This window comes from Micromonospora sp. NPDC002717 (genome assembly GCF_040295705.1).
Lineage (GTDB): Bacteria > Actinomycetota > Actinomycetes > Mycobacteriales > Micromonosporaceae > Micromonospora.
Window position 1 is genome coordinate 195,853 of sequence record NZ_JBEOVW010000011.1, and the last position, 24,865, is coordinate 220,717.

22 protein-coding genes are annotated in these 24,865 nt (G+C 75.0%); 10 read left to right on the forward strand and 12 right to left on the reverse strand.

What is annotated here, in order from left to right; genetic code table 11:
* Positions 1 to 9: 9 nt before the first annotated feature.
* The 3 genes from ABT006_RS18870 to ABT006_RS18880 form a co-directional block, all read right to left on the reverse strand.
* Complete coding sequence (locus tag ABT006_RS18870) at positions 10 to 552, reverse strand: NUDIX hydrolase (RefSeq protein WP_350707953.1); 543 nt, start codon at positions 550 to 552, stop codon at positions 10 to 12.
* A gap of 55 nt (positions 553 to 607) precedes the next feature.
* A complete protein-coding gene (locus ABT006_RS18875) occupies positions 608 to 2,395 on the reverse strand; it encodes a RelA/SpoT family protein (protein ID WP_350708038.1) in 1,788 nt (595 codons plus the stop codon).
* A gap of 129 nt (positions 2,396 to 2,524) precedes the next feature.
* Entirely contained in the window at positions 2,525 to 4,279 is a 1,755-nt protein-coding gene (locus tag ABT006_RS18880; protein WP_350707955.1) for a DEDD exonuclease domain-containing protein, read from the reverse strand.
* Positions 4,280 to 4,406: 127 nt separating this feature from the next.
* On the opposite strand from ABT006_RS18880, the gene ABT006_RS18885 reads away from it, so the two are divergent.
* Positions 4,407 to 5,918 carry an NYN domain-containing protein gene (locus ABT006_RS18885; RefSeq protein WP_350707957.1) on the forward strand — a complete coding sequence of 504 codons (1,512 nt, stop codon included), beginning with the start codon at positions 4,407 to 4,409 and terminating at the stop codon, positions 5,916 to 5,918.
* Positions 5,919 to 6,062: 144 nt separating this feature from the next.
* Positions 6,063 to 6,275 (forward strand): hypothetical protein, encoded by a 213-nt coding sequence (locus tag ABT006_RS18890; protein WP_350707959.1) that lies wholly within the window; start codon positions 6,063 to 6,065, stop codon positions 6,273 to 6,275.
* 99 nt (positions 6,276 to 6,374) lie between these two features.
* Here the strand turns inward: ABT006_RS18890 and ABT006_RS18895 are convergent, their stop codons facing one another.
* The 4 genes from ABT006_RS18895 to ABT006_RS18910 all read right to left on the reverse strand — a co-directional run bounded on the left by ABT006_RS18895 (position 6,375) and on the right by ABT006_RS18910 (position 9,648).
* A complete protein-coding gene (locus tag ABT006_RS18895; protein ID WP_350707961.1) occupies positions 6,375 to 7,166 on the reverse strand; it encodes an ABC transporter permease in 792 nt (263 codons plus the stop codon).
* Positions 7,163 to 8,119, reverse strand: a complete 957-nt coding sequence (locus ABT006_RS18900) for an ATP-binding cassette domain-containing protein (RefSeq protein ID WP_350707963.1) — start codon at positions 8,117 to 8,119, stop codon at positions 7,163 to 7,165. The genes ABT006_RS18895 and ABT006_RS18900 overlap by 4 nt, the downstream gene beginning before the upstream one ends.
* Before the next feature lie 84 nt (positions 8,120 to 8,203).
* Positions 8,204 to 9,049, reverse strand: a complete 846-nt coding sequence (locus ABT006_RS18905; protein WP_350707965.1) for a DUF4097 family beta strand repeat-containing protein — start codon at positions 9,047 to 9,049, stop codon at positions 8,204 to 8,206.
* A gap of 80 nt (positions 9,050 to 9,129) precedes the next feature.
* Complete coding sequence (locus ABT006_RS18910) at positions 9,130 to 9,648, reverse strand: hypothetical protein (protein WP_350707966.1); 519 nt, start codon at positions 9,646 to 9,648, stop codon at positions 9,130 to 9,132.
* 361 nt (positions 9,649 to 10,009) lie between these two features.
* Between ABT006_RS18910 and ABT006_RS18915 the strand changes: the two genes are divergently transcribed.
* Together ABT006_RS18915 and ABT006_RS18920 are read left to right on the forward strand one after the other, a co-directional pair.
* A complete protein-coding gene (locus tag ABT006_RS18915; protein WP_350707968.1) occupies positions 10,010 to 11,269 on the forward strand; it encodes a M48 family metallopeptidase in 1,260 nt (419 codons plus the stop codon).
* Positions 11,266 to 12,390 carry a glycosyltransferase family 4 protein gene (locus tag ABT006_RS18920; protein WP_350707970.1) on the forward strand — a complete coding sequence of 375 codons (1,125 nt, stop codon included), beginning with the start codon at positions 11,266 to 11,268 and terminating at the stop codon, positions 12,388 to 12,390. The genes ABT006_RS18915 and ABT006_RS18920 overlap by 4 nt, the downstream gene beginning before the upstream one ends.
* An 84-nt stretch (positions 12,391 to 12,474) precedes the next feature.
* Here the strand turns inward: ABT006_RS18920 and ABT006_RS18925 are convergent, their stop codons facing one another.
* The 5 genes from ABT006_RS18925 to ABT006_RS18945 all read right to left on the reverse strand — a co-directional run bounded on the left by ABT006_RS18925 (position 12,475) and on the right by ABT006_RS18945 (position 19,447).
* Positions 12,475 to 14,256, reverse strand: a complete 1,782-nt coding sequence (locus tag ABT006_RS18925) for a putative bifunctional diguanylate cyclase/phosphodiesterase (RefSeq protein ID WP_466022113.1) — start codon at positions 14,254 to 14,256, stop codon at positions 12,475 to 12,477.
* Positions 14,249 to 15,058, reverse strand: coding sequence for an SAM-dependent methyltransferase (locus ABT006_RS18930; RefSeq protein WP_350707972.1), 810 nt, complete (start codon positions 15,056 to 15,058; stop codon positions 14,249 to 14,251). Before ABT006_RS18930 ends, ABT006_RS18925 begins: the two co-directional genes overlap by 8 nt.
* Before the next feature lie 192 nt (positions 15,059 to 15,250).
* Positions 15,251 to 15,919, reverse strand: coding sequence for a response regulator transcription factor (locus ABT006_RS18935; protein WP_007072219.1), 669 nt, complete (start codon positions 15,917 to 15,919; stop codon positions 15,251 to 15,253).
* Between the two features lie 7 nt (positions 15,920 to 15,926).
* Positions 15,927 to 17,621, reverse strand: a complete 1,695-nt coding sequence (locus tag ABT006_RS18940; protein WP_350707973.1) for a sensor histidine kinase — start codon at positions 17,619 to 17,621, stop codon at positions 15,927 to 15,929.
* A gap of 14 nt (positions 17,622 to 17,635) precedes the next feature.
* Positions 17,636 to 19,447 (reverse strand): AMP-dependent synthetase/ligase, encoded by a 1,812-nt coding sequence (locus tag ABT006_RS18945; RefSeq protein WP_350707975.1) that lies wholly within the window; start codon positions 19,445 to 19,447, stop codon positions 17,636 to 17,638.
* Between the two features lie 190 nt (positions 19,448 to 19,637).
* Here ABT006_RS18945 and ABT006_RS18950 point away from each other — a divergent pair, with 190 nt between their 5' ends.
* The 6 genes from ABT006_RS18950 (at position 19,638) to ABT006_RS18975 (ending at position 24,845) form a co-directional block, all read left to right on the forward strand.
* Positions 19,638 to 20,093, forward strand: a complete 456-nt coding sequence (locus ABT006_RS18950) for an SRPBCC family protein (protein ID WP_350707977.1) — start codon at positions 19,638 to 19,640, stop codon at positions 20,091 to 20,093.
* Between the two features lie 31 nt (positions 20,094 to 20,124).
* Positions 20,125 to 20,769, forward strand: coding sequence for a hypothetical protein (locus ABT006_RS18955; protein ID WP_350707979.1), 645 nt, complete (start codon positions 20,125 to 20,127; stop codon positions 20,767 to 20,769).
* A gap of 76 nt (positions 20,770 to 20,845) precedes the next feature.
* On the forward strand, positions 20,846 to 21,793 hold the full coding sequence (locus ABT006_RS18960; protein WP_350707981.1) for an ROK family glucokinase: 948 nt from the start codon (positions 20,846 to 20,848) through the stop codon (positions 21,791 to 21,793).
* Between the two features lie 8 nt (positions 21,794 to 21,801).
* A complete protein-coding gene (locus ABT006_RS18965) occupies positions 21,802 to 22,509 on the forward strand; it encodes an endonuclease/exonuclease/phosphatase family protein (protein WP_350707983.1) in 708 nt (235 codons plus the stop codon).
* Positions 22,510 to 22,602: 93 nt separating this feature from the next.
* Positions 22,603 to 24,012 carry a flavin-containing monooxygenase gene (locus ABT006_RS18970; RefSeq protein ID WP_350707985.1) on the forward strand — a complete coding sequence of 470 codons (1,410 nt, stop codon included), beginning with the start codon at positions 22,603 to 22,605 and terminating at the stop codon, positions 24,010 to 24,012.
* The gene (locus tag ABT006_RS18975) at positions 24,009 to 24,845 is read left to right on the forward strand and encodes an alpha/beta hydrolase (protein ID WP_350707987.1); all 837 of its coding nucleotides are present in this window, start codon (positions 24,009 to 24,011) and stop codon (positions 24,843 to 24,845) included. Before ABT006_RS18970 ends, ABT006_RS18975 begins: the two co-directional genes overlap by 4 nt.
* Positions 24,846 to 24,865 lie beyond the last annotated feature (20 nt).

The window sequence follows — 24,865 nt, forward strand, 5'->3', positions numbered from 1 at the left end:
GGTCGGCGTTCACGGCCGCGTGTCGGGCACCGGGGGCGGGAACTGTCCGGCCAGCGGCCCGATGTCGTAGTACGCGAGCAGCCGGGCGGTCGGCCAGGTCAGCTTGGGCAGGTCGTCCAGCGGGTGCCAGGCGGCCTCGAAGACCTCGGCGCCGTCGACCTTCAGCTCGGTGGTCGACGCCGGCACCTCGGCGGTGAACACCACGTCCACCCAGCCCTTGGCGTGCACGATCGCGTTGGGGACGGCGGGGCACAGTTGGCGGGGGGAGAGCCGGATGCCGGACTCCTCGTACAACTCCCGGGCGGCTCCGACCACCGGCGCCTCGCCCTTCTGCAACAGGCCAGCGGGCAGCCCCCAGCCCCGGCCGGGCGGCTGGCGCAGCAGCAGCAGCCGCCCCGCGCCCTCGGCCTCGGCGTCGCGGACGAGGGTGACCGCGCCGACGATGTACTTCGGCACGGCCAGCCGGACCAGGCGGCGGCGCACCGGCAGCGGCAGCCGGTAGAAGACCTGGTAGGCGACGGCCCGGCCGGTGGCGCGCGAGCGGGGGATCATGACTCCAGGCTAGTGGCCCCGAGGAACGTTCGGACGACCCGGGCCCGACGGGCGGTCACTGCCGGTGGTCCACCAGGTCGATGAGTTGGCGTACGACCGTGTCCGGCTCGATGACCCGGTCGAAGACCGCGACCAGCAGCGTCTCCAGGTCGGGGTAGCCCAGCTCCTCCGACAGCCGCAGCAGCGGCAGGTCGCTGGCCAGCCCGCGGTCGTGCTTGCGCAGCGCCAGCCCGATGGTGGCCCGGCCGAGGCGGACCTTGTCGGTGATGGAGATGCCCGGCTCGGTGTGCTCGGCGAACCACCGGCTGATCTGCATCTGCGCGTGCGGCGACTTGACGAAGCCGAGCCACTCCCGGCGCGGGCCGCGGGGGGCGACGTCGGCGTCGAAGCCGTTCGCCGCGTCGGTCTCGGTGAAGATCTCCACCACGTCGCCCTCCTCCAGCGCGGAGGAGAGCGGAGCCAGCCGGCCGTTGATCCGCGCCGCCAGGCAGTGGTCGCCACGGTCGGTGCCCAGCTCGTACGCGAGGTCGACCGGGGTCGCCCCGGCCGGCAGCACGATCTGCCGCCCGTCGGCGAAGACCTGGATCTGGGTCTCGGCGAGGTCGCAGCGCAGCGACTCGAGGAACTGTGCCGGGTCGGCCGCGTCCTGCTCCCAGTCGAGCACCCGGCGCAGCCAGTCGAGCTGCTCCGCGCAGGCGGCCGTGCCGCCCGGCCGGGGGAAGCGGAAGTCGGCGGCGACGCCGTACTCGGCCGAGCGGTGCATCTCCTCGGTGCGGATCAGCACCTCCACGGTGCGGTCCCTCGGCCCGCAGACGCTGGTGTGCAGGGAGCGGTAGAGATTGTTCTTCGGGGAGGCGATGAAGTCCTTGAACCGGCCGGGGACCGGCCGCCAAAGGCCGTGGACCGCGCCCAGCGCCGCGTAGCAGTCGGTGGCCGGGCCGTCCACCACGATCGCGATGCGGGGCAGGTCGTAGGGGGCGGCGTGGCTGCCGGCCACGGTGTCCTTCCAGATCGAGTAGAGGTGCCGGGGGCGGGGGGTCACCTCGGCGTCGACCCGGTTTCGGCGCAGCACCGACTTCGCCCGGGCGACCACCTCGTCGAGGTACGCGTCCCAGCCCGGCCGGTCGTGCACGTGCCGGGCGATGCGGGCGTGCTCCTCCGGCTCCAGGTGCAGCAGCACCACGTCGTCGAGCTCCCGCTTGAGCAACTGGATGCCCAGCCGGTCGCAGAGCGGGACCAGCACCTCCTGCGTCTTGCGGGCGATCCGCTCCCGGGACGCGGCGGACCGGACGCCCAGGGTGCGCATGTTGTGCAGCCGGTCGGCCAGCTTGATGATCAGGACCCGGACGTCCTTGCCGGCCGCGATGATCATCTTGCGGATCGTCTCGGCCTCGGCGGCCTTGCCGTAGAACGCCTTGTCGAACTTGGTCACCCCGTCGACCAGGTGCGCCACCTCCCGCCCGAAGTCCTCCGCGAGAGCCTGGAGCGTGTAGCGCGTGTCCTCCACGGTGTCGTGCAGCAGCGCGGCGACCAGGGTGGTGGCGTCCATGCCGATCTCGGCGCAGATCTGGGCCACCGCCAGCGGATGGGTGATGTAGGGCTCGCCGCTCTTGCGGAACTGCCCGCGGTGCATGTTCTCCGCGATGGTGTAGGCCCGACGCAGCACGGAGGGCTCGGTGCCCGGGTGGATCGTCCGATGAGTCCGGACGAGGTGGTTCACCGGGTCGGTGTCGGCGGTGGGCCAGCTCAGCAGCGACCGGAGCCGGCGGGCCAGCGGCAGCTCGCCCGGTTGGGTCGGAAGGGCGCCCCCCAGGGCGGCGCCGCGTCCGGCGTCGACGTCCACGTGGGACACCTCCTCACCCCGGCCCCACGGCCGCCGGGAACCGGCAACCGGGAGCAGGCCCACGAAACGGGCAGGACTGCACTTCTCTAACAGCCTAAGCGAGTCGACGTCGTCCGATCGGACACTTGGTCATGAGCGTTCGGTCGAGAGTTGGTGGGACGCGGCGCTCTCGGCCTTGCTCAACAGGTCGCGGAAACGCGCCGCGCCCGCCACCGGGGAAGCCCATCCGGAGGACATCTCGACCAGCCGGGTCTCGGGCCGTTCCAACCAGGACAGGATGCGTTCGGTCTCCTCCGCGGAGGCGTGCGGGACCGGGCCGTGGCCGGGCGGCACCGTCTCGGCGGTCGCCCGGATCGCGGCGATCGTCGGTCGAGGGTGGACGCCGGGCGGGGACACCCCCGCCCCGGCCAGCCGGCCGTACCGCACGAGGGCCAGCTCCCAGCCGCCCCGGGCCGCCGGGCGGGCCGCGGCCAGCTCGGCGATCCCGGTCAGCGCGGCCAGCCGCTGCATCCGCACCGTCGCCCGCAGCACCGCGGCCAGCCGCGAACGCACCACCGCCGCCTCCTCGTAGCGCTGGTCGCGGGAGAGCACCTCGATCCGGGCCAGCAGCGCGTCGACCACCGGCTGCGGGTCGCTGGCGGTGGCGGTGCGGAACGGCGCGACGGCGCGGACGTCGTACTCCTCCGGGGCGATCCGGTGCTCGCAGGGCGCCGGGCAGCGGCCCAGCTCGGCCAGCGCGCAGGCCGGCGTGACCGTGCGCAGCGAGAGCCGGTGGGTGCACTGCCGCAGCGGGACGGCGTCGTGGAAGCCGGCGGCGGCCAGCTCCGCCGCCCGGCGGGAGCTGAACGGGCCGAGGTAGCCGGCGTCGCCGGGGGCGATGTCCCGGACCACCGAGAGCCGGGGGTAGGGACCGTCGGTCAGCTTCAGCCAGACCGCCCGCTCCGGAAACTTCGACCGCCGGTTGTACGGCGGCGCGTGCGCCCCGATCAGCCGCAGCTCGCGGACCTCCGCCTCCAGCGAGTGGGCGCACTCGACCGCCTCCACCCGCTCGGCCGCGGCGAGCATCTCGGAGATCCGGGCCCGCTTCTCGGCGGCGGTGAAGTAGCTGCGCACCCGGGTGGCGATGTCGCCGGAGGTGCCGACGTAGAGCGGCCGGTCGTCGGCGGCCCGGAAGATGTAGACCCCAGGTGCCTTGGGCAGGCCCTCCGCCAGGTGCCGTTTGCGCCGCTGGGTCGGGGTGACCGCCCGGGCGAACTCGATGGCGTCGCCGATCGTGTCGACCCGGTGCCCGCCGAGCCGGGCGATCAACCCGTGCAGCACGTCGACGGTGGCCTTGGCGTCGTCGAGCGCCCGGTGGGTCGGCTGGGTGGCGGTGCGGAAGTAGGCCGCGAGCGTGCCGAGCTTGCGGTTGGGCACCTCGTCGCGGGTCAGCACCCGGCGGGCCAGCGCGGCGGTGTCGAGCACCCGGGGATTGGGCCAGCGGTAGCCGTGCTTCGCGCACGCGGCCTTCAGGAAGCCGACGTCGTAGGGGGCGTTGTGGGCGACCAGCACGGCGTCGGAGACGAACTCGAGGAAGCTCGGCAGCACCTGCTCGATCGGCGGGGCCGGGACCAGCATCGCCTGCGTGATGCCGGTGAGCACCGTGATGAACGGTGGGATGGGCACGCCCGGGTTGACCAGGGTGGCCAGCACGCCCAGCTCCTCGCCGCCGCGCACCTTCACCGCGCCGATCTCGGTGATCCCGCCGCCGTCCGGCGCGCCGCCGGTGGTCTCCAGGTCGACCACCACGAACGTCGTCGCGTACAGCGGCAGCGCGGGATCGATCCCGCCCGCGCCCGGGTCGAAGCCGGCCAGCGGCTCCTGGACGTACTCCGTCTGTGCCATCGGCGGCACGCTAGCGTCCCGGTCCGACACTCCCGTCCCACCGGCACCAGCCGTCGCCACCGGTCTAGGATGAGAGATCGGCTCACTCACCGGGCGGTGGGCCCGGTCGCGGTGGGAGACTTGCCACATGCCCCTCACCGAGCCGCACGACGACCGCCTCCCGCAGGAGGAGCCGGTCGACACCGTGCGCGACGCCGGTGGGGCCGGCCCCGACGAGGGCGCTCTGCCCGCGGCGGTCGAGCCGGGGCCTGAGGCGGCCGGTGTCGAGCCCGGTCGCGAGGCGGCCGAGGAGGTCGTCGCCGACGGCCCGGCGGACGACGGGTCCACGCCCGAGCCGGAACCCGTGCTGCCCGAGCCGGTCCGCCAGCGGATCGTGGCGCTCACCGCCGCCGTGCTGCCCGGGCTGCCCGCCGACGAGGTGCCGGTGCCGCTGCGCCGGGTCGCCAAGTTCGCCCCCAACCGCCGGGCCCGGCTCGGCGCCCCGGCGATCGCCGCCCAGCTCACCGGGGACCCGCTGTTCCGGCAGCGGATCACCGCCCGGGTGCTCGCCGACACCGGCGACCTGGGTGCGGCGGTGCTCGAGGGCACCGCGCCCGCCGCCGCCGACCCGGTCGAGGTGGCCGCGCTGGCCTACCTGGCCCGGCCCCGGGGGTGGCGGGAGCTGATCGAGGCCAGCGGCGCGGCGGTGCGCGCGGAGGCCGACAGCGCGGTCGTCGCCGAGCTGGTCCGCGAGGCCGAGCAGCGGGCCACCCGCGCCGAGCACGACCGGGCGGTGGCCCGGGTGGAGGCGGAGAAGCTCCGCGACGAGCTGGCCCGGGTGCGCGAGGAACTCGGGCAGCTGCGCGAGGAGAGCCGGCAGCTGGGCCGGTCGCTGCGCGAGACGCAGGCCCGCGAGCGCAAGGCCAACGAGTTGCTGGCCACCGAGCGGGGCCGGGCCGCCCGGGCGGCGGCGGACGCCGACGCCGAGCTGCGCCGGGTCCGGGCCCGGCTGGCCGAGGCGGAGGCGGCGGCCGGGGTCGCCCGGGCCAGCGCCAAGGAGGCCCGGTCGGTGGACGACGCCCGGCTGTGGCTGCTGCTGGAGACCATCGGGCAGGCGGCCGTCGGGCTGCGCCGCGAGCTGGCGCTGGACCCGGTCGACAAGCTGCCCGCCGACTTCGTCGCCGACGCCTTCGCCGACCAGACCGCCGCCCCGGCGGCCGGCGCCGCCACCCGTGCCCGCGACACCGACGACCCGGCCCGCCTCGACCAGTTGCTGGCGTTGCCCCGGGCGCACCTCGTCGTCGACGGCTACAACGTCACCAAGCGCGGCTTCGGCGAGATGTCGCTGGAGCAGCAGCGCAAGCGGCTGATCACCGGCCTGGGCGGGATCGCCGCGCAGACCGGCGACGAGGTCACCGTGGTCTTCGACGGCGCGGAACGGATGCACGGGCTGCCCCCGTCGCCGCGCGGGGTCCGGGTGCTCTTCTCCCGCAAGGGCGAGACCGCCGACGAGCTGATCCGGCGCCTGGTCCGCGCCGAGCCGCCGGGCCGGCCGGTGGTGGTGGTCTCCTCCGACCGGGAGGTCGCCGACGGCGTACGCCGGCACGGCGCGTACCCGCTCGGGGCCGACTCGCTGCTGCGGCGGCTCGCCCGGTCCTGATCGGGGTGCTTGATCGCATTCCGGCCGTCCACGACCCCGTTGTCCCTTTCTGTCGTACCCCGCGCCTAACGTCATGGTGACCGACGGTGTTCGGGTGGCGACGGTGACGCCGCGCCCGGTCGCCGCAGCGCACCAGGAGGCGTGATGATCATCGACTGTGCGGGGTGCGGGATCCGGGGGAGCGGCTGCTCCGACTGCCTGGTCACCGCCCTGCTCGACGATTCGTCCCCGGCCGCCGGGCTGGGCGGTGCCGAGGCCCGGGCGGTCGAGGTGTTCGCCCGGGCCGGGTTCGAGGTGGAGGTGCTGTCCGCACCCCGGGCGGCCCGCCGGCCCGCCGGGCGGCACGAGGCCGCGTGACCGGGCCGGCCGCGGGTGGCCACGTCGGGACTCCGATCCGCACCGCGACCACGGGTGCCCCGACCGGCCGGCGGTCGGGGGATCCGTGATCGGTGCGAGTCAGCGGGACGGGTCCCGGTTGAACAGCTTCTTCGCCCAGAGATAGCCGACCAGCGCGATGGCGGCGCACCAGGCCGCCGCGAGAGCGGCGTTCGTCCCCACCGGCCCGCCGGTCAACAGCCCGCGCAGGGTCTCGATGACGGGGGTGAAGGGCTGGTACTCGGCGAACTGCCGCAGCCCGTCCGGCATCGAGTCGGTGGGCACGAATCCGCTGCCGATGAAGGGCAGGTAGGTCAGCGGCATGGGGAGGTTGCTCGCCGTCTCGACGCTCTTGGAGACCAGACCCATCGCGACCGAGAGCCAGGTGAACGCGAAGGTGGTCATGGCCAGCACCCCGGCCGCCGCGATCCAGGCCGTGGCACCCGTGCTGGGCCGGAACCCGATGAGCAGCGCGACGCCGGTGACCACCGCCAGGCTGAGCATGGTCTGCACCATGCTGGCCAGGACGTGGCCGGTCAGCACCGACACCCGGGCGATCGCCATGGTCCGGAACCGGGCGATGATGCCCTCGGTCATGTCCATGGCGACCGACACCGCCGTCCCGGTGGCCGCCAGGCCGGTGGTCATCAGCAGGATCCCCGGGGTGACGTAGTCGACGTAGTCGCCCCGGTCGCCCGAACCGCCGCCCAGCCCGGCGCCGAGGGTCGCGCCGAAGACGTAGACGAACAGCAGCAGGAGCAGGATGGGCATGCCGGCGAGCAGCACCGTCATCGACGGGTAGCGCATCCCGCGCCGCAGGTTGCGGCGCAGCATCGTGCCGGAGTCGCGTACGGCGTAGGTCAGGGTGCTCATCGGGGGGTTCCCACCTTCTCGGGCTGGCCGGTGAGGGCCAGGAAGACGTCGTCGAGATCGGGCGTGTGCACCGACAGCGACTCCACGGCGATCGACTGGCTGTCCAGCAGGTCGAGCACGTTCCGCAGCGACCGGACACCGCCGTCGCTGGGTACGTGCAGGGTGAGTTCGGCGGCGTCCCGGGACGAGTCGCCGAGAGCGACCACGGCCGAGTCGAACCCGGCCCGGTCGGCGAAGCGCAGGCTGATGTGCCCGCCGGGCACGAGTCGCTTGAGTTCCGCCGCGCTGCCCTCCGCCACCAGCCGGCCGTGGTCGAGCACGGCGATCCGGTCGGCGAGCTGGTCCGCCTCCTCCAGGTACTGGGTGGTGAGGAAGATGGTGACGCCGTCCGCCACCAGGTCCCGTACGATCTGCCACATGGCCTGCCGGCTGCGCGGGTCGAGCCCGGTGGTCGGCTCGTCGAGGAACACCACGCGGGGGCGGCCGACCAGACCCATCGCCAGGTCGAGCCGCCGGCGCATCCCCCCGGAGTAGCTGGCGGCGGGCTTGCCGGCCGCCTCGACCAGGTCGAACATCCTGAGCAGGCTCCGCGCGCGCTGCCGCCCCTCGGCTCGGGACAGGTGGTGCAGGTCGGCCATGAGCCGCAGGTTCTCCTCGCCGGTGAGCAGGCCGTCGACGGCGGAGAACTGGCCGGTCACGCCGATCGCGGCGCGTACCGCGTCGGGCTCCCGGGCGACGTCGTGACCGGCGACCCGCGCCTCGCCGGAGTCGGCGCCGATCAGGGTGGACAGGATCTGCACGGTGGTGGTCTTGCCGGCGCCGTTGGGGCCGAGCAACGCGAAGATCGTCCCTGCGGCGACGGTGAGGTCGATCCCGTCGAGCACCACGTGGTCGCCGAAGGACTTCCGGAGGCCGGCGACCGTGATGGCCGCCGGGGTCGAGTTGGGGGGCACGTCTTCTCCTTCCACGCCGGCCGTCGGGCCGGTCGGGGGCTGGGCCGGCCGCCGAGCCGGCCGGGAAGTGGTGGCGTGGGGGAATCAGCGGCGGCGGATCACGATGTCGCCGAAGGAGGTCCGGGCGCTCACGCGCACGGCGCTCTCGGGCTCGCCGGGCGGTTCGTACGCCTCGAGGTGGTTGTCCACCCGGCCGAACTGGGTGTGCAGGTCGAGCAGCGCGGCGGTGCCGGAGCGCACGCCGATGTCGAGCCCGCCGCTCGCGGTCCTGACCGACACCGTGCCCGCCGAGACCTCGCCGATCCGGACGTCGCCGTTTGCGGTGGTGGCGGTGACCGAGGCGTGCGCGCGGTCGACGGCGATGTCGCCGTTGGCCGCCTTCACGCGCGCCTCGCCGGTGACGGTGCCCAGCCAGCTTTCGCCGTTGGAGTTCTTGACCACCGCGTCGCCCTCGACCTCCTGCACCCGGATCCGGCCGGACCCGGTGCTGATGCGGGCCTGGCCCGCGACGTGCTCCACCCGGACGCCGCCGGCGGAGGTGTCGAGATCGGCGTCGGCCGTGCGGTCCAGCTCGATGTCGCCGGCCGCGATCCGGATCCGGCAGTTGCCGAGCCGACCGGTGCCGTGGAACGCCCCCGCCGAGGCGTCGCCGTGCAGGTGTGAGCCGGCGGGCAGCGTGATCGTCACGTCGATCGAGCCGGGCTTGCCGACCAGGCCGAATCCGCGCGGCCGGGGCGCCTTGACCAGGAGCCGGCCGTCGGCGTACTCCACTCGGGTCTGTTCGGCGGCCCGGACGTCGGCGTCGGCGGCGGCGTTGCTCGGCCGGACGTCGACGACGGTGTCCGTGCGGTCGGTCGCGGTGATCCGAGCGTCACCGACGACCAGGTCGACGGTGGCCGAGATCGGCGCCGGGGTGTCGAATGTGGGCACGACGGTCCCTTCTGAACGGAGTGGACGTCCCGGAACGGGACGGATGGTCGGAGGTGGTGACGCGAACCGGTGGCGGGCGCTCAGCGAGCCCAGCCGGTGTAGCGCTCCCCGCCCCGGGGGGCGCGTCGCGGCGCGTGCCGGCCCGCCGCCCCGGTCTGCGCCACGGCGGCGGTCGCCGCCCGGACGAGCCAGGCGTTGACGGAGAGGCCGTCGCGGGCGGCCGCCTCCTCGATGCGGTTCTTGAGGTGCTCCGAGAGGCGGAAGCTGATCCGCGAGGTGGCGCCCTCCTCGATGTCCGCCGGTGGTGGGGTGGCCGGCTCGCGAGCCTCGGGCTCGCCCTGGAACTCCGGGCCGGTCGGCGGTGGCGTCACGACGAAGCTCGGCTCGCGCCCGCGCAGGCGCAGCTCGACCGAACCGGGTGCCAGGTCGCGGGTGATCTCCGCCGCCGCGGCGGTCAGCGCGTCCAGCAGCGCCAGACGGAGCGCCGACTCGAGCGGCCCGGCCAGTCGCTCGGCCAGCGCCCGGGCCTCCTCGCCGCCGAGTTCGGCGACGCCGGCCAGCTCCTGCCGGAGGTTGTCGACATACGTCGTCAGGTCCATGACGTCACTATGACATCACTACGACGCCATGACAAGACAGATTTGGCGTCCTATGGCGTCATGATGGCGCGCGATGGCGTCGGTGGGGCACGGCGGCGGCCGACGCCGGGCTGCGGCAGCCACGCCCGACCTCGACGAGCCGCCAAGCGGGCAGCCGGCGGCGGGATGCGTGTCCGGCCGGGGCGGGCGCCGCCGACGCGGGCAATAGGATGGGCGCTCACGGCGGGAGGGAGCGGCGCATGACGCGGGTACGGCGCGGTGGCGGCAGCCCCGCCGCGATCGGCGGCGCCGCGGGTCCTGGTCCCCGACGGTCGCGGGCGGTGCCGCCGGCGGGCCGCCGCGCGGTGCCGGGTGGGCCCCGGTGAGCCCGCGCGGCTGGGCGGTGCTGACCCTGGTCGGCCTGACCGTGGCCCTGGTGGTGACCGCCGCGGTGCTGATCCCGTGGCAGCGCCCGCCCGCGCCGCGGGCCGACCAGTTGGCCGCGCTGGGTGACCTCCCCGCCGACCAGGTGGCCCGCAGCCGGGAGTTCCGCTCCGCGCTGCGCCCCGCCGGCTGGACCGCGCTGGCCCTCGGCCTGCTGGTCGCCCTGGCGTTCGGCCTCACCCCGCTGGGCAGCCGGCTGGTCGAGCTGGCCGGCCGTCCCTTCGGCGGCCACTGGATCGCCCAGGCCGTGCTCGGCGGGCTCGCCGTGGTGCTCGTCGCCGACCTGGTCACCCTTCCGTTCGCCGCCTGGCGCCAGAGCGTGCTCACCCGCTACGGGCTCGCCACCAACGGCTGGAGCGGCTGGACCGTCGACCTGCTCAAGTCGTACGCGGTCAGCGCCGTCATCGGCGCGGTGGCGCTGCTCGGCTTCTACACCGTCATCCGGCTGTCGCCGCGCTGGTGGTGGGCGTTCGGCGCGGCCGGCGCGGCGACCCTGGTGGTGCTGCTCTCCTTCGTGCTGCCGGTGCTGGTGGAACCGGTGTTCAACAGGTTCACCCCGATGGAGCAGGGCCCGCTGCGCACCGAGCTGATGACGATGGCGGCCCGCGACGGCGTCCCCGTGCGCGACGTGCTGGTCGCCGACGCCTCGCGGCGCACCCGGGCCGTGAACGCGTACGTCTCGGGCCTCGGGCCGACCCGGCGGGTGGTCGTCTACGACACGCTGCTGCGCGAGGCGACGCCGGCCGAGGTGACCGCCGTCGTGGCGCACGAGCTGGGGCACGCCAAGGACCGCGACGTGGCGGTCGGCACGCTGACCGGGGCGCTGGGCGCCGCCGCCGCGGTGGTCGCGCTCTACCTGATCGGGTCCTCCGGCCCGCTGCTGCGGCTGGCCGGCGTCGACTCGGTCGCCCAACCGCGCGCGTTCCCCCTGCTGATCGCCCTGGTGACGGTCGCCGGGCTGGTCTCCACCCCGGTGCAGGCGCTGATGTCGCGGCGGGTGGAGGCACGCGCCGACGCGCACGCGCTGGCCCTGACCGGCGACCCGGCCGCCTTCGAGGCGATGCAGCGCCGGCTCGCCGGGATCAACCTGGCCGACCCCGATCCGCCGCGCTGGGAATACCTCTACTCCGCCACGCACCCGTCCACGGTCGAGCGGATGGCCGCCGCCCGCGCCCACGCCAGGGAGGCCGGCCGATGAGCCGTACGCTGCTGATCACCAACGACTTCCCGCCCCGCCCGGGCGGCATCCAGTCCTTCGTGCACAACCTCGCGGTGCGCCAGCCCGTCGGCTCGGTGGTCGTCTACGCCTCGACCTGGCGCGGCGCGGAGAAGTTCGACGCCGACCAGCCCTTCGAGGTGGTCCGGGAGCGCACCGGCGTGCTGCTGCCCACCCCGCTGGTGGCCCGCCGGGCCGCCCGACTGGCCCGGGCGTACGACTGCGACACCGTGTGGTTCGGCGCGGCGGCCCCCCTCGGGCTGCTCGCCGCCGGCCTGCGGCGCCGGGCGGGCATCCGCCGGGCGGTGGCGCAGACCCACGGCCACGAGGTCGGCTGGGCCGCGCTGCCGGGCGCCCGGGCCGCGCTGCGCCGGATCGGTCGCGGCGTGGACGTGACCACCTACCTGGGCGAGTACACCAGGGTGCGGCTGGAGCGGGCGCTGCACGGGGTGACCGAGCTGCACCGGCTCGCGCCCGGGGTGGACGTGGACACCTACCACCCGTCCGTCGACGGCGAACCGGTGCGGCGTCGGCTCGGCCTGGCCGACCGCCCGGTGGTGGTCTGCGTCTCCCGGCTGGTGCCGCGCAAGGGCCAGGACATGCTGATCCGGGCGATGCCCGAGATCCGCCGGCGAGTGCCCGACGCCGCGCTGCTGGTGGTCGGCGGCGGGCCCTACCGGGCCACGCTGGAGAAGCTGGCACGCCAGGCGGGGGTCGAGCGGGACGTGGTCTTCACCGGCTCGGTGCCGTCCGCCGAACTGCCCGCCCACTACGCCGCCGGCGACGTCTACGCGATGCCGTGCCGCACCCGCAACCGGGGGCTGGACGTCGAGGGGCTCGGGATCGTCTACCTGGAGGCCTCCGCGACCGGCCTGCCGGTGGTGGCCGGCGACTCCGGCGGCGCGCCGGACGCCGTCCGCGAGGGCGAGACCGGGTTCGTGGTGCGTGGGCGGGACGTCGCCCAGCTCGCCGACCGGGTGGCCACGCTGCTCGCCGACCGGGACCTGGCCCGCCAGTTCGGCGCGGCCGGTCGCGCATGGGTGGAGCGGGAGTGGCGCTGGGAGACCCAGGCGCGGCGGATGGCGGCCCTGCTGGCCGGCTGACGCCCGGCTGGTGCCCGCCTGGCTGGGTGCCCCGTCCCGTGGGGCAGGTCGACAGTGGTCGGCAGGGGCAGGGGTGGCCGGCGGTCAGCGGAGGCGTTCCAGGAGGCGCTCGGCCGAGTCCGGGCGGCCGAAGTGCCAGCCCTGGGCGGCGTCGCAGCCGATCGCCCGCAGCCGCTCCGCCTGCCCGGCGGTCTCCACGCCCTCGGCGGTGACGGTCAGGTCCAGCGCGTGCGCCAGGGACACGAGCGAGGCGAGGATCCGCTCGTCGGCCCGGCTCTCCGGCGCGCGCAGCCCGGCCACGAACTGACCGGCCACCTTCAGCTCGGTCACCGGCAGGTCCCGCAGGTACGCCAGGTTGCAGTAGCCGGTGCCGAAGTCGTCGATGGCGATCCGGACGCCGAGGTCGGCCAGCACCCGCAGCGCCCGGACGGGCTCCTCGGCGGTGCTCATCATGGTGCTCTCGGTGATCTCCAGCTGGAGCCGCTCCGGCGGCAGGCCGGTGCGCCGCAGCAGCCCGCGGACCTCCTGGACCAGGCCGGGGCGGCGGACCTGCCGTACCGCCAGGTTGACGCTGACGAACGGGGCCGTCGCGACTCCGGCGGACCAGCTACCCGCCTGCCGGCACGCCTCGGCCAGCACCCACCCGCCGAGCGGGACGATGAGCCCCGTCTCCTCGGCCAGGCCGATGAAGCTGTCCGGTCGCAGGACGCCCAGCTCCGGGTGGCGCCAACGCACCAGCGCCTCCACGCCGACCACCCGACCGTCGCGCAGCGAGGTCAGCGGCTGGTAGTCGAGGTAGAACTCGCCCCGCTCCAGGGCGGCCGGGATGGCCGCGGAGAGCGCGTACCGGGCCAGCTCCCGGCGGTCGCGGTCGGCGTCGTAGAGCGCCCAGCGGGCGCCGCCGGCGGCCTTCGCCCAGTGCAGGGTGCTGTCGGCCGCCCGCATCAGGTCACCAGGGGAGGTGCCGGCGACCTGCCGCTCCACGATGCCGATGCTCGCCGAGACGCACAGCTCGTGCCCGTCCACCAGCACCGGCGCGCGCACCGCCGCCAGCGCCGCCTCCGCCACGGCGACGACGTCGTCGGTGCCGGTGGTGTGCTCGACCAGGACGACGAACTCGTCGCCGCCGAGCCGGGCCACCAGATGCCCGTCGATGGCCCGGCGGAGCCGGTCGGCAACGGTGGCCAGCAGCCCGTCGCCGACCTGGTGCCCGTGCGAGTCGTTGACCACCTTGAACCGGTCCAGGTCCAGGAAGCAGACCCCGATGCGTTCCCCGCCCGGGCCGGGGGAGTCGATCGCGGCGCTCAGCCGCTCCGTGAACAGCGCGCGGTTGGGCAGGTCGGTCAGCGGATCGTGGGTCGCCTGGTGGCGGAAGCGGGCCTCGCTGGCGCGCAGCGCCCGCTCCGCCTGCGCCCGGGCGGTCATCGCGGCCCGCCGGATCGACTCCTGCTCGTCCAGCGTCCGGTCCCGCAGCGCCCGGGAGTACCCGATGGACACCGCGGCCAGCAGCCGGGCCAGCCGGTCCCCGACCTCCTCGCCGACCAGCCCGAGGTCGCGGGCCAGCCGGAGCTGGACGACCTCGACCGTACGCCCCAGCGCCTCGGGCGACGCGATGTGCGCGGCCACCAGTTCCGTGCCGACGCGGTGCCCGACCCGCAGGTCGAACGGGTCGGACAGCAGCGCCGCCGCGAGCTGGTCGGTGAGGCGTTGCAGCAGCGCCTCCAGCTCTGCCTGGGTCATCGGCAGGTAACTGGTGCCGGAGACGGCCTTGGCCCACGCCCGGGCGAACGCCCCCGGGCGCGACGGATGCCCCACGGTCGTCCCGGGCGGCACGGCGAGGGCCGCGGCCCCCGGCGGCTCACCCATCGAGCCGCCCGACGCCGCCGATGAAGGCCGCCCGCTCGGCGTACTCGGCGCTGTCGGCGGACTCCGGGCGCCACTGCGGCACCCAGACCACGCCGGGCTCGACCAGCTCGAAGCCGTCGAACAACGCGGTCAGCTCGCCCCGGCTGCGGATCCACAGGGGATTGTCGGTGCGCCGGTAGACGCGCTCGGCGTCGGCCCGCTCCTCGTCGCCGCGGCCGTCGGCGCTGGCCTGCGAGAGCACCAGGTAGCTGCCCGGCGCCAGCGCCTGGCGCAGCGTCCGCAGCAGCTCGGCCGGCCGGTCGTCGTCGGACACGAAGTGCAGCACCGCCACGATCATCACGGCGATCGGCCGGTCGAAGTCGAGCAGCCGGCGGACCTCGGGGTGGGCGACGATGCGCTCGGCATGGCGCAGGTCCTCCTGCACCACCGCGGCGCGGTCGTTGCCGTCGAGGATCTCCCGGCTGTGCGCCACCGCCACCGGGTCCACGTCGACGTAGACGACCCGGGCGTCGGGGGCCTCGCGCTGGGCGATCTCGTGCACGTTGCCGACGGTGGGGATGCCCGAGCCGATGTCCAGGAACTGTCGGACGCCGGCGTCGAGGAGGAACTGCACCGCCCGGCGCAGAAAGGCCCGGTTGGCCTGCGCCATCAGCGGCGCCTCCGGCACGGCGGCCACCATCGCCTGGGCCGCCGCCCGGTCCACCGCGAAGTTGTGCGAGCCGCCGAGGTAGTAGTCGTACATGCGGGCCACGCTGGGGCGCTCGATGTCGATCTCGTCGGGTGCCCAGTCCGGCCGCTGCATGCGCTCACCCCTCGTGTCGGCGGTGCGGACGCCGTTGCCCGCGCCGGTATTCTGCCGGTTGCCCGGCGGGGAGACCATAGCGCGCCGCCCCGCAAGGTGACGACGTCGATCGATGCGCCGGCAGGCCCGCGCCGGCGTCGGCGGGCGCGGGCCTGTCGGTGGTGCGTCGCTGGGCTCCCCGGAGGGAACCGTTCAGAACTTCGGGGCGTCCGGAGCCTCGAGCAGGCCCAGCCGCAGCGCGGTCATCAGCGCCTGTGCCCGGTTGGCCGCGCCCAGCTTCTCGTAGAGCTTCGAGATGTGGGTCTTGGCGGTGGACTCGCTGACGAAGAGCTGCTTGGCGATGCCCGCCACGCTCATCCCGTCGGCGAGCAGCCGCAGCACCTGGCCCTCGCGGGGGGACAGCTGCGGCCCGGACGGGGCCAGCCGGCGCTTCATCGCCTCGGCCAGGTCGGCGGCGGTGAAGGCGCTGGGGGAGGAGGCGGCGTGCCGGGCGGCGGCGACGACCTCGTCGGCCGGCGCGGTCTTGGGCACGAAGGCGCTCGCCCCGGCCTCCAGGGCGCCGAAGAGCTGGTCGTCGCCGGCGTACATGGTGAGCACGACGATGCCCATCGAGGCGCTCGACTTGCGCAGCGCTCGGGTGGCCTCCAGGCCGCTGCCGTCGGGCAGCCGCAGGTCCATGATCACCACATCCGGCTGCAGCGCACCGGCCTGGCGTACGCCCTCCGCCGCCGTGGCGGCCTCGCCGACGACCTCGAACTGCCGGTCACGCTCGAACGCGTGCCGCAGGCCCTTGCGGATCAGGTCGTGATCGTCGACAAGGAGGACCTTGGTACGGGTCGCCGGTGTCGGACTTGTGGTCATCCTCGGGTTACTCCCCTTCTGCTGCCGCTACGCTACCGCGCACGTTATCGCGCCGGGGCGACGAGCCGAGCACCACCGCGACGGTCGTGCCGCTCGGTTGCCGCGGCCTGATCTCCAACCGGCCCCGGATACGTTCCGCCCTCTCGGCCATGATCGCAAGACCGTAGTGCCCGTCCGAGCGCTGGTCAGCGATTCCCTGACCGTCATCCGACACTTCGATCTGGGCGTACGGGGGGTCGACCTCGCAGGTGACCCACAGATTCGCGGCTCCGGCGTGCTTGCGCGCGTTGGTGACCGCCTCCTGGGCGATGCGCAGCAGTTCGGCCTCGGTGGCGGCCGGCAGCCGGGCGGTGGACTCGTCCAGGGACAGGTGGACCCGCAGTCCGCCGGAGGCGCCGACCGTGCGGGCGTACTCGGCGATCGCGGCGGCCAGCCCGCCGTGCCGGTCGACCTCGCTGCGCAGCTCGAACAGGCTCAGCCGCAGCTCGGTGATCACCCGGGTCACCTCGTGGCGCAGCGCGCGCAGGCTCTCGGCGGTCTCCTCGGCGTCGTCGTGCACGGTGGCCAGGGCGTTGTCGATGCCGTAGCCGACCATCACCAGCTCCTGTGCCACCCCGTCGTGGATCTCCCGGGCCAGCCGCTGCCGCTCCTCGTTGGTGGCCAGCGAGCGGACCTCGTCGAAGAGCAGCGCCGCCTCCAGCCGGAGCGCGGCCGGGCGGGTCAGCCCGGTCACCCGGGACACCACCCCGGCCGGGTACGCCTGCGCCGCGTCCGCCTCCAGCACCACCAGGCCGACCGTGCGCACCCCGGCCACCAGCGGCACGATCAGCGCGGAGACCTCGCCGCCCCGGTGCGACCGGGCCTGCGAGCGGGCGGCGGTGTGCGGCTGCTGGCTGGCCCACGCGTCGGCGATCGCCGAGTCCGCGTCCAGCGTCGTCTCCCAGTCCACCCGGTCCACGCCCACCTGGGCGAGCACCACGAGCCGGCCGCCGCCGCTGGCCGACAGCACCGCCGCCCGGTCCGCCCGCGCCACCGCGCGCAGCTCCTCGAGCAGGTGCTCGGAGATGCCGCCCGGGTCGAGGGTGGCCCCGGGCAGCTGCCGCGCCACCGTGCGCAGCTGGGTGAGCAGCCGGGTGGCCTCGGCGTACGGCTGGGGTTTGCCGTCGTTGCGGACCTGCATCAGCCGGTGCAGGGTGCCGGCCGCGTAAAGGCCGAGCCCGGCCAGGATCAGCCACTGGGCGCAGACCGCGAGGTAGCCGAGCTGGCCGATCTGCCGGCCGCCGTCGACCCCGGTGAGCGCGCCGGCCACCAGCAGGGTGGCCGCGGTGACCGCCAGCAGGGCGGCGCCCTCGGCGAACCGGCGGCGCAGCGCGGTGACGGTCACCGGGACCGCCAGGTAGGGCAGCACCGCGGAGGCGCCCAGCCCGCCGACGTCCCCCCCGATGGTCGCGACGGCGGCGACCTGGCTCGCGGCCAGCCCCAGCACCACCACCTCGGCCACCCGGCTGAGCGGGCCGACCAGCCGGTGCTCGGGCGCCAGCAGCGCGGGCAGCCCGGCGGCGGCGAGCAGCGCCACCCACCAGAGCTGGGTGACGTCGCGCGTGGCGAACAGGGTCAGGACGGCGACGAGCGCCAGCATGACCCCGCGCGCCGCGGCGGCGAGCGGATGCGGCTGGGGCCGGGTGGGCGTCGAGGCGGGCACGTGACGGATGGTAGTCAGCGTCGGTAGATGTCGGCGATCTCCGCCGCGTACGACTTGTGCACGACCTGGCGCTTGACCTTCAGCGACGGCGTCAGCTCGCCGGTCGCCTCGGTGAAGTCGCGGGGCAGGATCCGGAACACCTTGATCGCCTCGGCCTTGGAGACCGCCTGGTTGGCGGTGTCGATCGCGCCCTGGATCTCCGCCCGCAGCCCCTCGTGCTCGCGCAGCTTCCCGACCGGGGTGTCCGCCGGCAGCCCCACGGAGGACAGCCACCGCGGCAGCGCCTCCTCGTCGAGGGTGACCAGCGCGGCGATGAACGGCTGCCGGTCGCCGACCACCAGGCACTGGCTGACCAGCGGGTGCGCCCGCACCTGGTCCTCCAGCACGGCCGGGGCGACGTTCTTGCCGGCGGCCGTCACGATGATCTCCTTCTTCCGGCCGGTGATGCTCAGGAAGCCGTCGGCGTCGAGGTGACCCAGGTCGCCGGTGCGGAACCAGCCGTCCGGGCTGAGCACCTCGGCGGTCGCCTCCTCGTTGCGCCAGTAGCCGCGGAAGACCAGGTCGCCGGAGATCAGGATCTCCCCGTCGTCGTCGATCCGGATCGTCACGCCCGGCAGCGGCCGGCCGACCGAGCCGATCCGGGTGGCGTCGGGCAGGTTCGCGGCGGCGGCGGGGGAGGTCTCGGTCAGGCCGTACCCCTCGCAGACGCTGACGCCGATGCCGCGGAAGAAGTGGCCCAGCCGGGCGCCGAGCGGAGCGCCGCCGGAGATGGCGTCGCGGCACCGGCCGCCGAGCGCCGCCCGCAGCTTGCGGTAGACCAGCCTGTCGAAGAGCGCGTGCTGCACGCGCAGCGCCAGGCCGGGGCCACCGGCGGTCTCCAGGGCCTCGCTGTACGCGATGGCGACCTGCTCGGCACGGGCGAAGATCCTGCCCTTGCCGTCCGCCTCGGCCTTCTGCTTGGCCCCGTTGTAGACCTTCTCGAACACCCGGGGCACGGAGAGCACGAAGGTGGGGCGGAAGTCCTGCAGCTCGGCGACCAGGTTCTTGGTATCCGAGCAGTGCCGCATGGTGGCCCGCGCCTGGACCACGCCGATCTGGATCAGCCGGGCGAAGGCGTGCGCCAGCGGGAGGAAGAGCAGGGTCGACGCGTCGGGCCGGAAGAGGTTCGGCAGCACCGGCACCGCGTTGGCGATGTCGGCGTACATGTTCCGGTGGGTGAGGACGCAGCCCTTGGGGCGGCCGGTGGTGCCGCTGGTGTAGATGACGGTGGCGAGGTCGTCGGCGCGTACGGCGGCGCGCCGCCGGTCGATCTCGGTCGGGTCGACCGACGTGCCGGAGCGGACCAGGTCGTCCACCGCGCCCAGGTCGATCTGCCAGAGGCGCCGCAGCTCGGGCAGCCGGTCCCGCAGGCCCGCGACCAGGGTGGCGTGGGCGCTGCTCTCCACCACGCAGGCCACCGCACCGGAGTCGGCGAGGATCCACGCGGCCTGCTCGGCGCTGGAGGTCTCGTAGATCGGCACGGTGACCGCGCCGGCCGCCCAGATCGCGTAGTCCAGCAGGGTCCACTCGTAGCGGGTGCGGCTCATCAGGCCGACCCGGTCGCCCGGCTGGACGCCGGCGGCGACCAGGCCCCGGGCCGCGGCGACGACCTCGTCGCGGAACTGCCGGCAGGTGACGTCGGCCCAGGCCGTCCCGCCGTCCGCCGCCCTGCTCGGGCGGACGAACTGGACCGCGTCCGGGGCGACCTCGGCGTTTTCCCAGACCGGATCGGTGAGGTTGGCCGCGTCGCCGACGGTGACGATCGGCGGGACGGAGAACTCGCGCACCTGCACTCCTCGTGCTCACTGGCCGTGCCGGCCGCCACCACGGGTCGGCTCTGTCGAAACCTACCCGCCTCGGCGGGCGGGCAGAATAGGCAGGTAGCCCCGGTGCTCCCCGTGCCGGCGCGGGACACGCCCCCGGTGCGTGCGGGGGCGGCGCGGCGTACGCGCGGCCGGCGCCGGGTAGCCTCCCCCCATGGCGGACTCCTCCACCCAGTCGATCGTCGTCGGCGCGCCACCGGAACGGGTGGCGGCGGTCGTCTGTGACTTCCCGAGCTACCCCGAGTGGACCGAAGCGGTGCGGCGGGCGGAGGTGATCGAGGAGTACGAGGACGGCTACGCCAGCCAGGTTCGGTTCGTCATCGACGCCGGCGTGATGGCCGACGAGTACGTGCTGGCCTACGAGTACGCCGAGGACCTCTCCCGGATCGAGTGGCACCTGGTGGCGCCCTCGAAGATGCAGAAGTCCCAGCGCGGCTCGTACGACCTGGTGGGCAACCCGGACGGCACGACGACGGTGACCTACACCCTTGAGGTCGAACTCTCGGTCGGGATGCTCGGGATGTTCCGCCGCAAGGCCGAGAAAATGATCATGGATACCGCGTTGAAGCAGCTCAAGCGCCGGGTAGAAGCACCCGGTGCGGCGCAGTGACGCGTCCGGCGGCAGGGTAGAGGAGCCGACCATGGGTGCAACGGATCCGGGTTCGGCCCGGGAAGAGGCGGAACGGCTGGTCGCCACGCTGCTGGCCGGCGCGCGCCTCGCGACGTCCGGCTCCGGGACGGGCCCGTGGGGTCCGCTCGGTGGGATCGTGTCGGGTGTCCTCGGTCACAGCGCCGCCCCGGGCGAACCGACCGGGGGATCCGGGGGCGGCTTCGCCACCGGCGGGCCGGAATGCTGCGTCTGCCCGGTCTGTCGGGGCATCGCCGCGTTGCGCGATCCGAGTCCGGAATTCGCCGAGCGCCTCGCCACCGGCGCCGGCGACCTGGCCGCCGGCGTGGCCAGCCTGCTGCGCGCGTTCGCCCCGCCGGAGCCCCCCGCCGAGCCGGCCGCCGCAGCGGCGTCGACCGCCGAACCGGACGGGGCGGACGACCACGTCTGGCGCGAGGCCACCCGTAGCGGGCATGATTCTCAGCCGGCAGCGGAGCGGGACGTCTGGTCCGCCGCCACCCGGGCGGAGGACGTGGCCGTCCCGGCCGCCGCACCGCCCGTCGACGCCGCCGGGCCGGCCGTCGCGGCGACCGTGCGGACGTCCGCCGACCGTCCCGTGGTGCCCGCGACGCGGGCGCCCGGCGACGCAGGCGAGCACCCACCAGGCGACGCGGCCTGACCATCGCACATCCCGACCACGCGCCGGTCGTCCGGCGGCGCGGGCGCGGGCAGCACAGCAGAGGGGAGTGGCAGCGGTGACGCTGACCATCGGAGTCGACGTCGGTGGCACGAAGGTGGCCGGTGGTGTCGTGGACGCCGCCGGCACGGTCCTCGTGCAGGCCCGACGGGACACCCCCGCCGACGACGTCGCCAAGACCCGGGACGTCATCATCGAACTGGTCACCGAGTTGGCCGTCGGGCGGTCGATCGAGGCGGTCGGCATCGGCGCGGCAGGCTGGATCGACGCCGGCCGCTCCACCGTGCTGTTCGCCCCGAACCTCGCCTGGCGCGACGAGCCGCTGCGGGACTACGTCAGCGCCGCGACCGGCCTGCCGGTGATCGTGGAGAACGACGCCAACGTCGCGGCCTGGGCGGAGTTCCGCCACGGCGCGGCCCGGGACGCCGACGACTCGATGGTCATGTTCACCATCGGCACCGGCGTCGGCGGCGGCATCGTGCTCGGCGGGGAACTGCTGCGCGGCGCCAACGGCATCGCCGCCGAGCTGGGCCACATGCTCACCGTGCCGGACGGCCACCAGTGCGGCTGCGGCCGGCTCGGCTGCATCGAGCAGTACGCGAGCGGCAGCGCCCTGGTGCGGTTCGCCCGCGCGGCCGCCCGGCAGGAGCCGCACCGCGCCGTGGCCCTGCTGGAGCTGTCCGGCGGCGACGCCGAGGCGATCACCGGGCGCATGGTGACCGCCGCGGCGCAGGGCGGCGACCCGGTCGCCACCGAGGCGTTCGCGCAGGTCGGGCGCTGGCTCGGCACCAGCCTCGCCGACATGGCGCAGATCCTCGACCCGCAGGTCCTCGTCGTCGGCGGCGGCGTGATCGACGCCGGTGACCTGCTGCTCGGCCCGACCCGCCGGTCGTTCACCGAGGCGCTCGCCCAGCGCAGCCGACTTCCGGTGGCCGAGATCCGCCCGGCCGAGCTGGGCAACACCGCCGGTGTCATCGGCGCCGCCGACCTGGCCCGCCGGATCTGAGGCGGGCCGTGACGCAGAGCCCGGGCGTGCCGCTGCGCGTCGTGTCGTACAACATCCACGGTCAGCGGGACGACACGGCCGCGTTGGCGGCGGTGGTCCGCGCCGCCCGGCCGGACGTGGTGGTCGTGCAGGAGGGGCCGCGCCGGTTCCGGTGGCGGCAGAAGTCGGCCGCGTTGGCCGAGTCGTTCGGCCTGGTGGTGGCCGCCGGCGGGCTGCCCGCGCTGGGCAACCTGCTGCTGACCAGCCTGCGGGTGCGGGTGCTGGAGACCCGGTGCCGACGCTTCCCGCTCACCCCGGGCCGGCACCTGCGCGGCGCCGCGTACGCCGAGTGCGTGGTCGCCGGTGGCGCCCGGTTCACCGTGGCCGGCTCGCACCTGTCCACCGACCCGGCCGAGCGGCCCGGGCAGGCCGCGCTGTTCAAACGCGACCTCGACGCCGCCACCACGCCGGTGATCGCCGCGGCCGACCTGAACGAGGGGCCGGACGGGCCGGCGTGGGCCACCGTGGCGGGCGGGCTGACCGACGCCGCCGTGGCGATGGACCGGGCCGACCGGCTCACCTACTCGTGCGCGAGCCCCCGGCGGCGGATCGACGCCCTCTTCGTCGACCCGCGCGTCACGGTGGTCGACTACGACGTGGTCGACACCCCGCAGACCCGCCGGGCCAGCGACCACTTCCCGGTCCTCGTCGACCTGCTGCTGCCCGGGGCCGGCTGACCGTCGTCCGTGCCCCGGGGCTGGACATCCCGCTCCGTTGTGGAGAGGATGCTGCGCGACCCCGGCCCTCGTGCCGCACAGAAGGAGATCCCGGTGTCCACCTCCACCGATCACGGCCGGCCCGACCCGGAGGCGAGCACGCTCGCCCTGACCCGCGACGGTCGGCCGGTCTCCGACCGGGGCGACACCGTCTGCGTCATCGGCGCGGGGGCCAGCGGGCTCGTCGCCGTCAAGAACCTGAAGGAGCACGGGTTCGGCGTCGACTGCTACGAGCGGGAGACCGGCGTCGGCGGGGCCTGGAACTGGCGGCACGACCGCAGCCCGGTGTACGCGAGCACGCACCTGATCTCGTCCCGGCCGTTCACCCAGTTCCCGGACTTCCCGATGCCCGACGACTGGCCCGACTACCCGCACCACAGCCAGCTCCTGTCGTATCTGGAGCGGTACGCCGACCACTTCGACCTGCGGGCGCACGTCTGGTTCGGCACCGAGGTTGTCCGGGTGGAGCCGGCCGAGGGCGACCGCTGGGACGTGACCACCCGCAGCACGGGCGGCTACGGCCCGGAGCGCACCTCCCGCTACGCGGCCGTGGTGGTCGCCAACGGGCACAACTGGTCGCCGAAGCTGCCCCGCTACGAGGGGTTGGCGGAGTTCCGGGGCGAGGTCGTGCACGCCTCGTCCTACAAGGACCCCGCGCAGCTGCGCGGCAAGCGGGTGCTCGTGGTCGGCGCCGGCAACACCGGCTGCGACATCGCCGTCGAGGCCGCCCAGCAGGCGTCGCGCTGCTGGCACTCCACCCGCCGAGGCTACTGGTACGCCCCGAAGTACGTCCTCGGCCGCCCGGCGGACCAGGTCAACGACGCGCTGCTGGCGCTGCGGGTGCCGCTGCGGGTGCGGCAGTGGCTCTACCACTGGACGCTGCGGCTGACCGTGGGCGACCTGACCCGGTTCGGCCTGCCGAAGCCCGACCACCGGGTGTACGAGACGCACCCGATCGCCAACAGCCAGCTCGTCTACTACGTGGGCCACGGCGGGATCTCCCCGGTGCCGGACGTCGCCCGCTTCCACCCGTACGCCGTGGAGCTGTCCGACGGCCGGGAGATCGACCCGGAGCTGGTCGTCTTCGCCACCGGCTACCTGCCGCGCTTCGAGTTCCTCGACCCCAAGGTGCTCGGCGACGACGCGGGGACGGGCCGGCCCACGCTCTGGCTCAACGCCTTCGCCCCCGGCCATCCCACGCTCGCCGTCGCCGGGCTGGTGCAGCCGGACTCGGGTGTCTTCCCGCTGTCGCACTGGCAGACGGTGCTCTTCGCCCGGCTGCTGCGGCTGCGCCTGACCCGTCCCGACCGGGCGGCGGCCTTCGCCGCCCGGGTGACGGCGAAGGCGGGGGAGCGCTACGCGGGGCCCGTCAAGGACAGCAGCCGGCACTGGTTCGAGGTCGGCCACGCCGACTACCTGCGCGCCGTCCAGCGCGCCCTGCGCGACCTGGAGGGTGCCCGATGAGTGCAGCAGCGAGTCGCCAGGTGCGGATCATGCGGGGGCGGGAGTGGGCGCGCCCGGTCCGCCCGGTCCGGCGTGAGGTGCTCGGCGTGGCCCCCGAGCTGGAGGAGGGGCGACCACCGCTGCTGTTCGTGCCGGGCTTCGGGCACGGCGCGTGGGCGTTCGCCGAGCACTGGCTGGGCCACGCCGCGTCCCGGGGCTTCCCGGCGTACGCGCTGAGCCTGCGTGGGCACGGCGGCAGCGGCCCGGCGCCGGAGGCGACGCTGCGGGCGTACGCCCACGACGTGGCGCAGGCGGCGGCGGGCCTGCCGCGCCAGGCGGTGCTGGTGGGGCACGGCGCCGGGGCCCTGGTGGTCGCGCACGCGCTGGCCCGCTACCCGGCCCGGGCCGGCGTGCTGGTCGCGCCGGTGCTCGGCGGCTGGGCGACGTTCGGCGCCGCGCTGCGCCGCAATCCGCTCGGCACGCTGCCGGCGGTGTTCGGCGGGCCGCTGCGCCTGCACCGCCGCCAGCTGTTCAGCCGGGAGCTGCCCGAGGCCGAGGCCCGGCGGTACGCGGCCCGGCTGGGGCGGGCGAGCCGACGGGCCCAGTGGCAGCTGCTGACCGGGCGGGCCGCGGAGCCCGCGGTGGGCGACCCGCCGGTGCTGGTGCTCGGCAGCCCGGACGACCGGGTGGTCCCGGCGGCGGCGCTGACCCGGGCGGCCCGGCGGTACGGCTCGGCGCCGCTGCTCTTCCCCGGCATGGGGCACGACATGATGCTCGACGCCCGGTGGCGGGAGCCGGTCGACGCGATCCTGGACTGGCTGGCGAAGGACCCGGCCCCGGACAGCCGGCCCTGACCCCGGGCCCCGTCTTCCGG

Coding starts and splice junctions, on each gene's coding strand:
- ABT006_RS18870 (WP_350707953.1), bottom strand. CDS start 552: ATGATCCCCCGCTCGCGCGCCACCGGCCGGGCCGTCGCCTACCAGGTC.
- ABT006_RS18880 (WP_350707955.1), bottom strand. CDS start 4,279: ATGGCACAGACGGAGTACGTCCAGGAGCCGCTGGCCGGCTTCGACCCG.
- ABT006_RS18885 (WP_350707957.1), top strand. CDS start 4,407: ATGCCCCTCACCGAGCCGCACGACGACCGCCTCCCGCAGGAGGAGCCG.
- ABT006_RS18890 (WP_350707959.1), top strand. CDS start 6,063: ATGATCATCGACTGTGCGGGGTGCGGGATCCGGGGGAGCGGCTGCTCC.
- ABT006_RS18895 (WP_350707961.1), bottom strand. CDS start 7,166: ATGAGCACCCTGACCTACGCCGTACGCGACTCCGGCACGATGCTGCGC.
- ABT006_RS18910 (WP_350707966.1), bottom strand. CDS start 9,648: ATGGACCTGACGACGTATGTCGACAACCTCCGGCAGGAGCTGGCCGGC.
- ABT006_RS18920 (WP_350707970.1), top strand. CDS start 11,266: ATGAGCCGTACGCTGCTGATCACCAACGACTTCCCGCCCCGCCCGGGC.
- ABT006_RS18925 (WP_466022113.1), bottom strand. CDS start 14,256: ATGGGTGAGCCGCCGGGGGCCGCGGCCCTCGCCGTGCCGCCCGGGACG.
- ABT006_RS18930 (WP_350707972.1), bottom strand. CDS start 15,058: ATGCAGCGGCCGGACTGGGCACCCGACGAGATCGACATCGAGCGCCCC.
- ABT006_RS18935 (WP_007072219.1), bottom strand. CDS start 15,919: ATGACCACAAGTCCGACACCGGCGACCCGTACCAAGGTCCTCCTTGTC.
- ABT006_RS18950 (WP_350707977.1), top strand. CDS start 19,638: ATGGCGGACTCCTCCACCCAGTCGATCGTCGTCGGCGCGCCACCGGAA.
- ABT006_RS18955 (WP_350707979.1), top strand. CDS start 20,125: ATGGGTGCAACGGATCCGGGTTCGGCCCGGGAAGAGGCGGAACGGCTG.
- ABT006_RS18975 (WP_350707987.1), top strand. CDS start 24,009: ATGAGTGCAGCAGCGAGTCGCCAGGTGCGGATCATGCGGGGGCGGGAG.